Origin of the sequence: Dietzia massiliensis (assembly GCF_018390595.1) — a bacterium.
Lineage (GTDB): Bacteria > Actinomycetota > Actinomycetes > Mycobacteriales > Mycobacteriaceae > Dietzia > Dietzia massiliensis.
In genome coordinates this window covers 46,136-59,075 of sequence record NZ_JAHBAV010000019.1, presented here as the reverse complement: position 1 = coordinate 59,075, position 12,940 = coordinate 46,136, and the positions used below count along the sequence as shown (strand labels likewise).

The 12,940-nt window shown below is 72.0% G+C and carries 14 protein-coding genes; 5 read left to right on the top strand and 9 right to left on the bottom strand.

Features of this window, described 5'->3' with window-relative positions:
- The first annotated feature begins 78 nt into the window (after positions 1-78).
- The 4 genes from KHA85_RS07570 to KHA85_RS07555 all read left to right on the top strand — a co-directional run bounded on the left by KHA85_RS07570 (position 79) and on the right by KHA85_RS07555 (position 3,164).
- Positions 79-579, top strand: coding sequence for a DUF2505 domain-containing protein (locus tag KHA85_RS07570; RefSeq protein WP_213185336.1), 501 nt, complete (start codon positions 79-81; stop codon positions 577-579).
- A gap of 74 nt (positions 580-653) precedes the next feature.
- The gene (locus tag KHA85_RS07565; protein ID WP_213185335.1) at positions 654-1,541 is read left to right on the top strand and encodes an LmeA family phospholipid-binding protein; all 888 of its coding nucleotides are present in this window, start codon (positions 654-656) and stop codon (positions 1,539-1,541) included.
- Between the two features lie 30 nt (positions 1,542-1,571).
- Positions 1,572-2,135: a metallophosphoesterase family protein gene (locus KHA85_RS07560; protein WP_213185334.1), complete on the top strand. Its 564-nt coding sequence runs from the start codon at positions 1,572-1,574 to the stop codon at positions 2,133-2,135.
- A gap of 72 nt (positions 2,136-2,207) precedes the next feature.
- Positions 2,208-3,164 (top strand): NADP-dependent oxidoreductase, encoded by a 957-nt coding sequence (locus KHA85_RS07555; protein WP_213185333.1) that lies wholly within the window; start codon positions 2,208-2,210, stop codon positions 3,162-3,164.
- Between the two features lie 79 nt (positions 3,165-3,243).
- On the opposite strand, the gene deoC is transcribed toward KHA85_RS07555, so the two are convergent.
- Positions 3,244-3,942, bottom strand: coding sequence for a deoxyribose-phosphate aldolase (gene deoC / locus KHA85_RS07550; RefSeq protein ID WP_213185332.1), 699 nt, complete (start codon positions 3,940-3,942; stop codon positions 3,244-3,246).
- 53 nt (positions 3,943-3,995) lie between these two features.
- On the opposite strand from deoC, the gene purU reads away from it, so the two are divergent.
- Positions 3,996-4,862 carry a formyltetrahydrofolate deformylase gene (purU, locus tag KHA85_RS07545; protein ID WP_213185331.1) on the top strand — a complete coding sequence of 289 codons (867 nt, stop codon included), beginning with the start codon at positions 3,996-3,998 and terminating at the stop codon, positions 4,860-4,862.
- A 36-nt stretch (positions 4,863-4,898) separates the two neighbouring features.
- Here purU and KHA85_RS07540 read toward each other — a convergent pair whose 3' ends face one another.
- The 8 genes from KHA85_RS07540 to KHA85_RS07505 all read right to left on the bottom strand — a co-directional run bounded on the left by KHA85_RS07540 (position 4,899) and on the right by KHA85_RS07505 (position 12,938).
- On the bottom strand, positions 4,899-5,609 hold the full coding sequence (locus KHA85_RS07540) for a MerR family transcriptional regulator (protein WP_213185330.1): 711 nt from the start codon (positions 5,607-5,609) through the stop codon (positions 4,899-4,901).
- On the bottom strand, positions 5,606-5,887 hold the full coding sequence (locus KHA85_RS07535; RefSeq protein WP_061227966.1) for a DUF2516 family protein: 282 nt from the start codon (positions 5,885-5,887) through the stop codon (positions 5,606-5,608). Before KHA85_RS07535 ends, KHA85_RS07540 begins: the two co-directional genes overlap by 4 nt.
- Before the next feature lie 165 nt (positions 5,888-6,052).
- Complete coding sequence (locus KHA85_RS07530) at positions 6,053-7,282, bottom strand: hypothetical protein (protein WP_213185329.1); 1,230 nt, start codon at positions 7,280-7,282, stop codon at positions 6,053-6,055.
- An 81-nt stretch (positions 7,283-7,363) separates the two neighbouring features.
- Positions 7,364-7,894 carry a helix-turn-helix domain-containing protein gene (locus KHA85_RS07525; RefSeq protein ID WP_174705754.1) on the bottom strand — a complete coding sequence of 177 codons (531 nt, stop codon included), beginning with the start codon at positions 7,892-7,894 and terminating at the stop codon, positions 7,364-7,366.
- 131 nt (positions 7,895-8,025) lie between these two features.
- Complete coding sequence (locus KHA85_RS07520; protein WP_213185328.1) at positions 8,026-9,282, bottom strand: DUF445 domain-containing protein; 1,257 nt, start codon at positions 9,280-9,282, stop codon at positions 8,026-8,028.
- A 41-nt stretch (positions 9,283-9,323) separates the two neighbouring features.
- Positions 9,324-9,632: a hypothetical protein gene (locus KHA85_RS07515; protein ID WP_061227963.1), complete on the bottom strand. Its 309-nt coding sequence runs from the start codon at positions 9,630-9,632 to the stop codon at positions 9,324-9,326.
- Positions 9,633-9,649: 17 nt separating this feature from the next.
- On the bottom strand, positions 9,650-12,016 hold the full coding sequence (metE, locus tag KHA85_RS07510; protein WP_213185327.1) for a 5-methyltetrahydropteroyltriglutamate--homocysteine S-methyltransferase: 2,367 nt from the start codon (positions 12,014-12,016) through the stop codon (positions 9,650-9,652).
- Between the two features lies 1 nt (position 12,017).
- Positions 12,018-12,938, bottom strand: a complete 921-nt coding sequence (locus tag KHA85_RS07505; RefSeq protein ID WP_213185326.1) for a 3-hydroxybutyryl-CoA dehydrogenase — start codon at positions 12,936-12,938, stop codon at positions 12,018-12,020.
- Between the last annotated feature and the right edge of the window lie 2 nt (positions 12,939-12,940).

Below are 12,940 nucleotides of genomic sequence, written 5' to 3'. Positions count from 1 at the left end.
GGTGCGGCGCGGCCGTGGGGTCGGACGGGGGCGGGTTCACACGCCCGAGGGTAACCGGCGCTTGTAGTGTCAGACCCCATGGCGACCCACTTCTCCCACAACGCCCGCATCGGCGCCCCCATCGAGACCGTGTACTCGGCCTACGGCAGCGAGGAGTACTGGCGCGAGCGACTCCTGGCGGTGGGAACCGACAAGGACAGCCTCGACGACTTCGCCTCCACCTCGGACGGCGTCCGCGTGACCATCACGCAGCATATCCCGGAGGACGACATCCCCGACTCCGCCCGCAAGGTCCTGCCGGGCCAGCTCACCATCGTGCGCACCTGTACCTACTGCGGCTTCGACGGTCGGACGTTCACCGGATCCGCGCGCGCCGAGGCTGCGGGCGGGCTGGGGCTCATCAACGGCGACGCGACCGCCGTGGACCGGGACGGCGTCGCGGAGGAGACCGTGTCCGGACAGGTCAAGGTGTCGGTGCCGCTGCTCGGGGGCAAGCTCGAGAAGATGGTGATCTCGCACCTGGACCGGCTGTTCGAGGCCGAGTACCGGCACCTCAACCGCTGGACCGCCGCCCGCTGACCCACCGCCCGCACGCCCCCGCCCGTCGAGGTGGGTGCTGCACGCCGACGCCTTTTCGGTGACAATCGGAAGCGATGCAGCCGCCGAGAGACACCCAGCGACTTCCCGCCTTCGATCAGCCGGGCGTGCAGAACGCTCCCACCGAGCAGTTCGCCGCCCGGCCCGCCGACGCGGGTGCGCCCCCTCCGGGCGGCGGCGGGACGACCGGTGCGCGGGGCGGGACCAGCGGCGCCCGGGGCGGGAGCCGCACGGGCCGCCGGATCGTCATCGGCGCCGTGCTGGTCATCGTGCTGCTGGTGGCCGGGGCCGTGGGCCTGGAGCTCGGGATGCGCGGTGCGATCAAGGACAACCTCCGCCAGGAGATCAGCGCGACGCTCGGCTCGACGCCCGAGGTGGAGCTGGGGCCCCAGCCGGTCCTGCTGTCGTACGTCACCGGCACGCTCGGCACGATCCGCATCACCACCGACGGCGCCCCGGCCGAGGGGGCGACCGGCCCGGTCCCGGCGATCGACATCACCGCCGAGGGCGTGCGGTCCGAGGGTGAGACGTCCCGTATCGACTCGCTCACCGGCACCGCGTTCGTGTCCGACGAGACCATGACCGCGGCCGCCCAGTCCGAGGGCGCGGGCGGCGCGGGCGACAGCCTGCTGGGCGGGCTGATCCAGGTGCAGGACATCGTCTCCGATCCCGCCGCGGGCACCCTGCGCGTCTCGATCAGCGGGCTCGCCGAGGCCCTGGTGACCCCGCGGCTCATCGACGGCAACCTCGAGATGGATCCGCAGCAGGCCTCGGTCCTCGGCTTCCAGCTGCCCTCGGAGATCCTCGGCGGGACCGTCTCGATGATGGACTCCGCGCTGGCCGACCTGCCCGAGGGGATCGAGCTCACCGGCGTGCGTGTGGTCGACGGCGGGATGACCGTGGATCTGGCCGGCCGCGACGTTGTGCTGGAGTCGACTCGCTAGGAGCGGTCGGCCGCCCGGCACACTGGGCCCATGCGCCTGCTCATCATCTCCGACACCCACGTCCCGACCCGCGCCCGCGACCTGCCGGCCCGGGTCTGGGACGAGGTCGACGCGGCCGACGTGGTGATCCACGCCGGGGACTGGATGGACGTCGCCCTGCTCGACGCCCTCGAGGAGCGCTCCGCACGGCTCATCGCCTGCTGGGGCAACAACGACGGCCCGGAGCTGCGCGAGCGTCTGCCCGAGGTGGCCCGCGCGACGCTCGACGGCGTGCGACTTGCCGTCACCCACGAGGCCGGCGCGTCCGCGGGACGGGAGAAGCGCATGGCCAGGGCCTTCCCCGACACCGACGTCCTGGTCTTCGGGCACTCGCACATCCCGTGGGACACCACCGCGCCGCTAGTGTCCGAGGAGAGCGGGTCCGGGGAGGGCGCGTCCGGTGAGGGCGCGTCCGGTGAGGGCGGTCTACGCCTGCTCAACCCGGGCTCGCCCACCGACCGCCGCCGGCAGCCGTACTGCACCTACATGACGGCGACCATCGCCGAGGGGACGCTCCGCGACGTGAACCTGCACCGGTTGCCGCCACGTCGCTGAACCGCTCCCGCGTGGCGGGCGGCGCGCGGGACGAGCCGGGCGGCGGGCCCGGGAGTCTGCCACCCTGGAGCCATGACCAACAAAGCCTCCATGCGTGCCGTGCAACAGCAGACCCTCGGTGAGCCGGACGTCCTCGCCGTCGTCGACCTCCCCCGTCCCACTCCCCGCACCAACGAGGTCCTGATCCGCGTCGAGGCCGCCAGCGTCAACCCCACCGACTGGAAGCACCGCGCCACCGGCGGATTCATCGGCGAGCCGCCGTTCGTCCTCGGCTGGGACCTGTCGGGCGTGGTCGAGGAGGTCGGCATCGGCGTCGCGCGGTTCTCCCCCGGCGACGAGGTGTTCGGCATGCTCTCGTACCCGTTCGGCCACGGCGCCCACGCCGAGTACGTCGCCGCCCCCGCCGCCTGGTTCGCACCCAAGCCGGCCTCGCTCGACCACGTCCAGGCCGCCGCGCTGCCGCTGGTCTCGCTCACCGCGTGGCAGGCGCTCGTCGAGAACGCCCGGATCCAGCCCGGCCAGCGCGTCCTCATCCACGCGGCCGCCGGCGGGGTCGGGCACGTGGCCGTGCAGATCGCCAAGGCCCGCGGCGCCCACGTGATCGGCACCGCCAGCTCGGAGAAGCACGACTTCCTGCGGGAGATCGGCGTGGACGAGCCGATCGACTACCGCGAGGTGGACATCGCGGAGGCCGTCTCGGACGTCGACGCCGTGCTCGACACCATCGGCGGCGACACCTCGCTGGCGTCGCTGCGCACGCTACGGCCCGGCGGGATCGTCGTGTCGATCCTGCCCGTCGGCTCGGACGACCTCTACCGCGAGGCCGAGCGGCTCGGGGTGCGGGCCGTCCGGATGCTGGTCGACGCCTCACGCCACGACCTGATCTCGATCACCGAGCTCGTCGAGCAGGGGTCGCTGCGGGCGACGATCGCCGAGGTCTTCCCGCTGGAGCAGGCCGCCGAGGCGCACCGCCGGGGCGAGACCGGGCGCACCACCGGGAAGATGGTGCTCACCACCGGCCGGTACTGACACCCGCCGGGGGCGCGGTTGCGGGCCGGCCGGGGCTCGATTGCGGGCTGGCCGGGGCTCGGTTGGGGGCTGGGCAGGACTACTCGGGGAAGCCGTCGAGCACCGCACGGCTGCCGCTGAGGCCGAGCCGGGTGGCGCCCGCGGCGATCATCGCGCGGGCGGTGTCGGCGTCGCGGATCCCGCCGGACGCCTTGATGCCCAACTTCCCGCCCACCGCGCGGTGCATCGCCTCGACCGCGCGCACGCTCGCGCCGCCGGCGGGGTGGAAGCCGGTAGAGGTCTTGACGAAGTCGGCGCCCGCGCGCGCGACGGCGTGGCACAGGGCCTCGATCCGCTCGTCGCCCGCCTCGTCCCCCAGCGCCTTGTGGATGGCGGCGGTCTCGAGGATCACCTTGATCACCACCGGAGGCGGCACGGCGTCGCGCATCGCCAGCACCTCGGCCATCACCTCGTCGACGAGGCCCGCGATGGCGGCGCCCACATCGATCACCATGTCCACCTCGGTGGCGCCCTGGTCCACCGCGAGCCGGCCCTCCATCGCCTTGACCAGCGAGTGGTGCTTGCCTGACGGGAACCCCGCGACCGTGGCGACGACCTGCTGGCCGGGCCGCACCGGCAGCATCGCCGGGCTCACGCACACGGCCTTGACGCCCAGCTCGCGGGCCTCGTCGAGGCAGGCCTGCACGTCCTCGCGGGACGCGTCAGGCGAGAGCAGGGTGTGGTCGATCATCGAGGCGACGCGGGCGCGGGTGAGCTGAGCGGTCGGAGTGGCGTCCATGCGGGCCAGCCTAGCGGGAGCGGCCGACACGCCTGGTGGCACAATGGACACCCATGTCACGACGCTTCGTCCTCACGCTGGGCTGCCCCGACCGCATCGGTATCGTCGCCCGGATCGCCACCTTCCTCGCCGAACTGGGCGGGACCATCATGGAGGCGGCGTACCACGCGGACGAGGACACCGGCTGGTTCTTCACCCGCCAGTCCGTCGACGCCGAATCGATCGGCATGGAGATCGACGAACTCCGCCGTCGCTTCGAACGGGTGGCCAGCGAGCTGGGACCCGAGGCCGACTGGCAGATCTCCGACTCGTCCGAGCCGAAGGACGTCGTCATCCTCGTGTCCAAGGAGGGCCACTGCCTCCACGACCTGCTGGGTCGGGTCGAGAGCGGTGACTACCCCGCCCGCATCCGTGCGGTGATCGGCAACCACGACAACCTGCGGGGGATGGCCGAGGCGCACGGCGTGCCGTTCCACCACGTTCCGTTCCCGGCCGACCCCGCCGAGCGGGGCCCGGCGTTCGAGCAGGTCGCCGGACTCGTCGACGACATCGACCCGCACGCGATCGTCCTCGCCCGCTTCATGCAGGTCCTGCCGGACGACCTGTGCACCCGGTGGGCCGGTCGCGCGATCAACATCCATCACAGCTTCCTGCCCAGCTTCGTCGGCGCCCGCCCGTATCACCAGGCGCACGTCCGGGGCGTGAAGCTCATCGGCGCGACGTGCCACTACGTGACGGCCGACCTCGACGAGGGGCCTATCATCGAGCAGGACGTCATCCGCGTGGACCACACGGCGACGGTGAAGGACATGGTGCGCCAGGGCCGCGACGCCGAGAAGCTGGTGCTGGCCCGCGGGCTGCGCTGGCACCTGGAGGACCGGGTCCTGGTGCACGGTGCCCGGACCGTGGTGTTCACCTAGACCGTCCGATCGGCGGCCGTCCGGCGCTCACGTCGCTCAACTCTTGGGGAAGCCGTGCCTGTCGGTGAGCAGGGTCTGGGCGGCGGACAGGAAGATGAGCCGGGCGGCGGCGCCGGCCCGCGGAAGGATGCCGGTCACCCGCCTGATGATGGTCGACTGGTCCATCCCGGCGTCCTTCATGGTCTGCACGAGAACGTCGATCGCCTCGGCCGCGGTGCTCTGCCCCTCCATGAACAGGTGGCCGATCTTGTCGATCCCCTCCTCGCCGACCCCCAGCACGATCAGCTCGCGGAACATCTCCAGCATGTAGCGGTCGGCGAAGAAGTGGTCCGCCGCGGCCGAATCGCTGACGAGGCCGATCGACTCGCCCCGGTCGAGGAGGTGCTCCGGTAGCTCGAACCCGGCGACCGCGTCCACTCCCCCTCGCGGCAGTCGCCGGCGCCCACCGGTGGAGCGGCGCGTCGGCCGGACCGCTTCCAGCTCGAGAAGCTCCGTGAGCGTGAAGCCGTGCCGTTCGGCGATGAACAACTCCTCGATCGTGGCGAACGTGTAGCCGCGGTCGAGGAGACGCAGGATCTGAGCGAGGCGCCGCTTGTGGTCCGGCCCGTAGAAGGCGGTGCGTCCTCGGCGGACGGGCGGGGGCAGCAGACCGCGCTCCTGGTAGACGCGGATGTTGCGCACGGTGGTGCCGGAGTCCTCGGCCAGTTCCTCGATCCGCTGCGGCGGCCCGGCCTCCGGCGTCTTCACCTGCGTCGACCGCCGACCGCGGGACGCACGTCGGCGAAGAACACGCCCACCGCCACCATCGCGATGATGCTGAGGAAACCGAGCGGCCGGACGGCGAAGAGCAGGGCGGCGACTGCACAGATGGCGATCCATGCCGGCTTGGGCCACTTCCCCTCGACGGAGTACGCCGAGGCGGGCGGCAGCGCGGCCAGCACGAGCCCGGCCAGCGCCCACACGACGAGCGCGCCCTGGATGATGAGCTGGACAGTTCCCCACGTGCCGGTAAGCGTGTCAATCACGGGTCCCAGTGTAGTGGCCGGGTCGGACACGACCGCGCGGCGATGTTCACACCCGTCCGAGACGCGCAACGCCCCGGCCTACTCCCGAGGGAGCGGGCCGGGGCGGCGGTGCCTCACGCGACCGGGCGCGAATGCCATTCGGGCCGGGCGCGTGTTCCTATCGCGTCAGGGGCGATCGGTGCCGGCGGGCGGCAACGGCGTATCCGCGGTGGTCAGCGCCGGGTCGTTGTCGGCGAGCTCGACCGGCGAGGGCGCGTCCGAGTCCGAACCGGCCGGCTTCGAGTCGTTCGCCTTGGCCCCGGTCGGCGTGGTGGCGGCGGGCTTGCCGCCGGTCGGCTTGGCGGTGGACTTGGTCGCCGTGGACTTGGTCGCCGTCGACTTCTTGGCGGTCGTCTTGGCCGCCGCCTTCGCGGCCGCGGCCTCATCGGCCGTGGGCTTGGCGGCCACCGGCTTGTCGGTGGTCGAGGTCGTCGTGGCCGCCGTGGTGGTCGTGGACTTGGCCGGGGCCTTCTTCGCGGGCGCCTTCTTGGCCGCCGCCTTCTTGGCCGGGGCCTTCTTCGCGGGCGCCTTCTTGGCCGGGGTCGTGCGGGCCTCGACCTCCGCGGTGCTGCGGGCGACCTCGGCGGAGACCGTGGAAGCGGCCTCGTCGACGCGGTCGGCGGCCTTGTCGGCGGTCCGGTCGACCCGATCGGCCACCTCGTCGACGCGCTCGGCGGCCGTGTCGGCGGCGTCGCCGGCGGACTCGGCGGCCTGGCGGGCGGCCTTGGAGACGCGTCCGGCGGCCTTCACGCCGATCGACCGGGTCTGGCGCGCGACCGTGCCGAGGGCCTCCTCGCCCAGCTCGCGCTGCTCCTCGACCGCGCCGGCGGCGCGGGCGACCTGCTCGTTGACGCGGGCGAGTCCGGCCTCGAGCTGCGGGTTCTCCTCACGGAGTCGGCTCACGACGTCCTCGCCGCGGGCGGCGAGTCCGCCGTAGATGCCGGCGGCCACCTGCACATACGCGTCGGCGATCTTGCGCAGCTCCTCGGGGCGGAAGCGGTTGACGAGCTCCTCGACCTCCGCGGGCAGCGACTGGACGCGCTCGGGCACCTCGCTGACGCGCTCCTGGGCACCGGTCACGCGCTCGGTGAGGCGGTTCTGGACGTCGGAGACGCGCGAGGTGACCTTGGATTGCGCGTCGGAGACGGCGCCCTCGGCGCGGCGGCGCAGGTCGTTCACGAGCCCGGAGACCGCCTGGATCGCGAGGTCGTTGGCCCCGACGTAGGCGTAGACCGGCGTCCGCACGGCGGCGATCGCCTGGCCGAGCGGGCCGCCGACGGCGGGTTCCCGGGAGGCGTCGGCGCCGGTCTCTTCGGCCTTGGACGTGGACTTCTTGCCGGTGGTCTTCTTGCTCATGTCGACTCCTCGTTCGTGTCGTGCGGTGTTCTCATCTGCGGTGTCACGTGGCCCGGCGGGCCGCCGTCGGCAGGTCCCGGATCAGGGGACGTCGACGACCTGGTCGGCTGCGGTCGCATTGTTCGCCAGGAACGACTCGTAGATCTCCACGAGCACCTCCCTCTGTCGCTCTGTGAGGTCCGGGGCGGTGAGGATCGCGTCCCTCACCGGACTCCCCTGCTTGAGTTCGAGGATCCCGGCGCGGGCGTAGAGCACCTCCGCGGACAGCCTCAGACCTCGGGCGATCTGACCCAGGACCTCGGCGGAAGGCTTGCGCAGCCCGCGTTCGATCTGGCTCAGATACGGGTTGGAGACGCCGGCACGCTCCGCGAGCTGCCGGATGGACACCTGGGCGGCCTCCCGCTGGGCGCGGATGAACGATCCGATGTCCTGCGAGTCGGACGAACGGCGGTCGCCGTCGACGAGCGCGGTGACATCCGTGTGGCGCGGCACCTCACCCGTCGGCTTGTTACGGCGGGCGAGGGTTGCTGCTGTCGGCTCGTCTGCCGGTACGCCGGATCCCGTGACGTCGTGCGCGGGTCCGCCGCGTTCAGCACCATCGTGTGCGGCCATGGAGTCACCTCCCTCCGCCGTTGCGGCCAAACCGTTCGTCTCTCCTCGGCTGCCCCCAACGCTAGCAACTAGTGCTAACTCCAGCAAGCGCCATGTGTACGACGATCCCGTGAGATGGGTCACAGAAGGTCTCAGAAGAGCAGCTCGGTGGCCGCGTGGATCGCGAACCCGGCCAGGGCCCCGACGACCGTGCCGTTGATGCGGATGAACTGCAGGTCCTTGCCGGCGAGCAGCTCGATCTTGTCGGAGGCCTCGTCGGCGTCCCAGCGTTCGACGGTGTCGGAGATGATCGAGGTGACCTCGCCGGCATAGTTCTCCGCGACGTAGCGCGCCGTGCGGGTCATGTAGTCGTCGAGCCGCGAGCGCATCTTCTCGTCCCCGACGAGCATCTCGGCCAGGCGGCGCAGGAGGTCGTCGATCTTCACCCGCAGCGTGGAGGAGGTGTCCTCGGTGGCCTCGACGATCATCCGCTTGGCGGCCGACCACGCCGACCCGGCGGCGCGGCGCACCTCCTCGCGGTTCATGACCTCGTGCTTGAACGACTCGAGCTTGGCCATGGTGGACGGGTCGTGCTGCAGGTCGCGGGCGAAGTCCTCGACGAACCCGATCAACGCCAGGCGCACGGCGTGCTGCTTGTCGACCTTGATCTGCCACGTCCACTCGCGCAGCTCGCGGTAAGCGCGGTCGGAGAGTAGTTCGTTGACAAACTGCGGGGCCCAGGTGGGCGCCTTCTCGCGGACCCAGCGGTCGATCGTCTCGGGGTGTGCCTCGACCCATTCGTGGGCCCGGTCGGCCATGAGGTCGAGCAGCGGCAGGTGGCGGCCCTCGTCGAGGAGTTCGGCGAGGATGCGGCCGGCGGGCGGGCCCCACTCGGGCTCGGCGATCCGGGCCACGATGGTGCGTTCGATGATCGCGACCGCGTCCTCGTCGCGCAGCACCGCCAGGACGGAGCGGATGGCCTTGGCGGCCTGGTCTGAGGCCAGTGCGCGGTTGTCGGTCTCGGCGAGCCACTCGCCGGCGCGCTCGGGGATGCGGGCGCCGCGGACCTTCTCGCTGACCATCTCGGGGTCGAGGAAGTTCTCCCCCACGAACCCGCCGAGCGAGGTTCCCAGCTGGTCCTTCTTGCGGCGGATGAGTGCCGTGTGCGGGATGGGGATGCCCAGGGGGTGGCGGAACAGGGCGGTGACGGCGAACCAGTCGGCCAGGCCGCCGACCATCCCGGCCTCGGCGGCGGCGCGGACGTAACCCACCCAGGAGGGAGCGCCGTTGTGCAGTGCGTATTCGGCGACGAGGTAGATCACCCCGGCCACGACAAGGAACCCCGTCGCGACCATTTTCATGCGACGGAGGGCGGACCTCCGCTCGGCGTCGGTCGCCGGGTCACCCACCTTGAGCGCGGGTCCCCCGGCGGCGACTACCGGGTCGAGCGTCAGTGGGAGTCCTCGCGGCCGTGCTTACGGAAGCCGTACATGCACACGAACAGGCCGATGAGGAACACGACGGTGGTGGCCACGACCGCGGCGACCGCCATGCCCAGCGAGACGCCGGCGTCCTGCGTGTAGTAGCCGATCGCGGTGATGGGCAGGCCCAGCATGCTCATGCTCAGCAGGATGATGGCGGACCCGACGTAGATCTCGGTCGAGTACAGAGGGTAGGTGGGCGCGACCTTCGTCGCGTACTCCGGGTAGTACTCCTCGACGATGGCGGCACCAGTGTGCTCGAGCGTCTGACCGGCCATGATGTCGTCCTCTTTCGTCAACTACCGATCCCGGGCGCGTGTCCCGGGACTTGCTCTGCCCCGATCTTATTAGACCCCTGCCCCTGCCGGGCAACCGCCCGTCGGATCCGACGGGCCGCGGTCACCAGGTTCCGCAGGCTGGGCTCCAACTGCCACGTGTAGCGGCTCTTGAGCCCGCCGTCGGGCACCGCCCACAGCCTCTCGACCCCTACGGCGTCCACCGCGCGCAGCAGCCGCTCGTGCAGCAGGTCGATGTCCGGCACGAACCCCGAGCGCGACTCGTACACGCCGGGCGCGACCTGTCGGGTCAGGGTGTGGTCGGTCAGGGCGTCCAGCACCCACTCGATCGAGCGGGTGGCCACGATGTTGGTGACGTCGGCGTCGAGCTCCTCGATCGCCTCGGTCATCACTTGCAGCGACGAGTACGTCATGTGCGTGTGGATCTGCGTGTCGGGTCGCGCGCCGGCGGAGGCGAGGCGGAAGGTGCCCACCGCCCAGTCGAGGTAGGCGCGCCGGTCGGCACCGCGCCGCGGCAGCAGTTCCCGGATGGCCGGCTCGTCGATCTGGATGATGGCCGTGCCGGCCGCCTCCAGATCGGCCACCTCGTCGCGCACCGCCAGCGCGAGCTGCGTGGCGACCTCGGGCAGCGCGAGGTCGGTGCGGCAGAACGACCGCGCGAGCATCGTCACGGGCCCGGTGATCATCCCCTTGACCGGCCGGTCCGTGAGCGACTGCGCGTAGCCCGTCCACTCGACGGTCATCGGCGCGGGCCGCGCCACGTCCCCGTAGAGGATGGGCGGCCGCACGCAGCGCGAACCGTACGACTGCACCCAGCCGTTGCGGGTGGCGGCGAACCCGTCGAGCAGTTCGGCGAAGTACTGCACCATGTCGTTGCGCTCGACCTCGCCGTGGACCAGCACGTCCAGTCCGATTTCCTCCTGCAGCCGGATCACCGAGGCGATCTCCGCACGGAGGTAGTCGCAGTACCGGGCGTAGTCGATCCGCCCCTCCGCCAGGTCGCGGCGGGCCCGCCGGATCTGCACGGTCTGCGGGAACGAGCCGAGGGTGGCGGTCGGGAGCGTCGGCAGACCCAGCCTGCCGGCCTGCCGGGGGGCCCGATCGGCGTAGGGAACCCGAACCTTGTCGTCGTCGTCGACCCGGGCGGTCCTCGCGCGCACATCCTCGCGGCGCGCACTGGGCAGCACGGGCAGCGGACGCCAGCGCGGCGTGGGGCCGTCCTCGAGCGCGTGCGCCAGCGACACCACCTCGGCGACCTTCTGTTCGGCGAAGGCCAGCGAGTCCACGAGCTCGGCCGGCAGGTCGGTCTCGGCGTGCACGTCGTACGGCACGTGCAGCAGCGTGCACGAGGTCGACACCACCACGTCGGCGAACACGGCCCGCAGCTCGCGCAGGTAGTCGAGCGTCGCGAACTTGTCCGTGCGCCACACGTTCTGACCGTCCACGACGCCGGCGTAGAAGCGCTTGGCGGCCAGGCCCGGCACGGCGGCGAGCTCGGCGGCCGTCCGCCGCCCGTGGACCAGGTCCAGGCCGATCGCCTCGATTCCCGTGGCCGCGAGCGCGGGCAGCGCGTCCCCGAGGTCGCCGTACTCGCCGGTGACGAGGATCCGTGGCCTCGCCGGCACCGCGGCGAGCCGGTCGTAGGCCCCGCGCAACGCGGCGATCTCGTCCGGCGTGCGCTCCATGGTCATGCAGGGCTCGTCGAACTGCACGCACGTCACGCCCGCCGCGTGCAGCACGCCGAGCAGCGCCTCGTACTGCTCGAGCATCCGGTCGAGCAGGTCGAGCGGCGCGAACCCCGGCGCGGCGTCGGGCGAGGCCTTGCCGAGCAGCAGCAGCGAGACCGGGCCGGTGATGACGGGCCGGATCTCGAGCCCCAGCTCGTGCGCGCGGGCGACCTCGGCGAGCAGCTCGCCCGGCCGCAGCGCCAGCTCGGAAGCCTCGTCGAACTCGGGCTGGCGGTACAAGTAGGAGGTCCCCTGGAGCGGTACCAGCTCGAGCGGGGGGACGTCGGCGCGGCCGCGGGCCAGGGCGAAGACCGTGTCGACGGGCGTGAGGTCGCGAGTGAGGTCGCGGAAGCGGGCGGGGATCGCGCCGACGAGCAGGGCGTCGTCGAGGATGTGGTCGTAGAAGCTGAAGGTGTTGCCGGGGATCTGCGTGAGGCCCTTGGCGCCAAGGTCGTGCCAGGTGGCCTCCCGGAGGCGGCGGCCGGTGGCGAGCAGCTCGGCGCGGGTGCCGTCGCCGTGCCAGTAGCGTTCGAGCGCGCGTTTGAGCTCGCGGCGCGGCCCGATGCGCGGGTAGCCCAGGACCGACGAGGCGCGCGTGGGTTCGAGGTGAGGCGACGAGGGCGACGACGACGAGGTCATCTCAGCGCGCGGCGCGGGCCATCGCCCGGGGCACGGGATAGCTGTGGAACCCCTGGCCCGTCTTCCGACCCAGCCGGCCCGACTCGACCATGTGCACGAGCAGCGGTGGCGGTGAGTACAGCGGCTCGCCGAACTCGGCGTGCATCGCCTCGGCGATCACCTTGACCGTGTCGAGTCCCACGTGGTCGGCCAGGGCGAGCGGCCCCATGGGGTGGGCGCAGCCGAGGACCATGGCCCGGTCGATGTCCTCGGCAGTGGCGTGGCCGGACTCCGCCATCCGGATCGCGGAGAGCAGGTACGGCACGAGCAGCGCGTTGACCACGGCCCCGGCGCGGTCGGCGGAGTGCACGACCTGCTTGCCGAGGACCTGTTCGGCGAACGCCTCGGCACGGTCGCGGACGGCGGCGCCGGTCTCGGGGGTGCTCACCAGCTCGACCAGCGGGAGCACGGGGACGGGGTTGAAGAAGTGCATGCCGAGCACGCGCTCGGGGCGGGCCGTGCACCCGGCGAGGGCGGCGACCGGGACGGCGGAGGTGTTGGTGGCCAGCACGGCCCCCGGGTCGGTGACGATCTCGTCGAGCTGCCGGAAGACGGCCGACTTGGCGGCGGAGTCCTCGACGACCGCCTCGATCACGAGCTGACGGTCGCAGAAGTCGCCCGGGTCGGTGGTGAAGCGCAGGCGCAGGGCGGCCTGTTCGCGCTCACGTTCGGTGATCTTGCCCGAGGACACCCCGCGGTCGAGGGACTGCAGGATCCGGGCACGGCCGGCGGTGGTGAGCTCGCGGGTGGACTCCCACACGAGGACGTCCACGTGGGCACGCGCGCAGACCTCGGCGATGCCCGAGCCCATCTGCCCGGCCCCCACCACGCCGACGCGGGTGATCCGTCCCGCGTCCGTCGCGGCGTCGCGGCTGCTGCTCATGG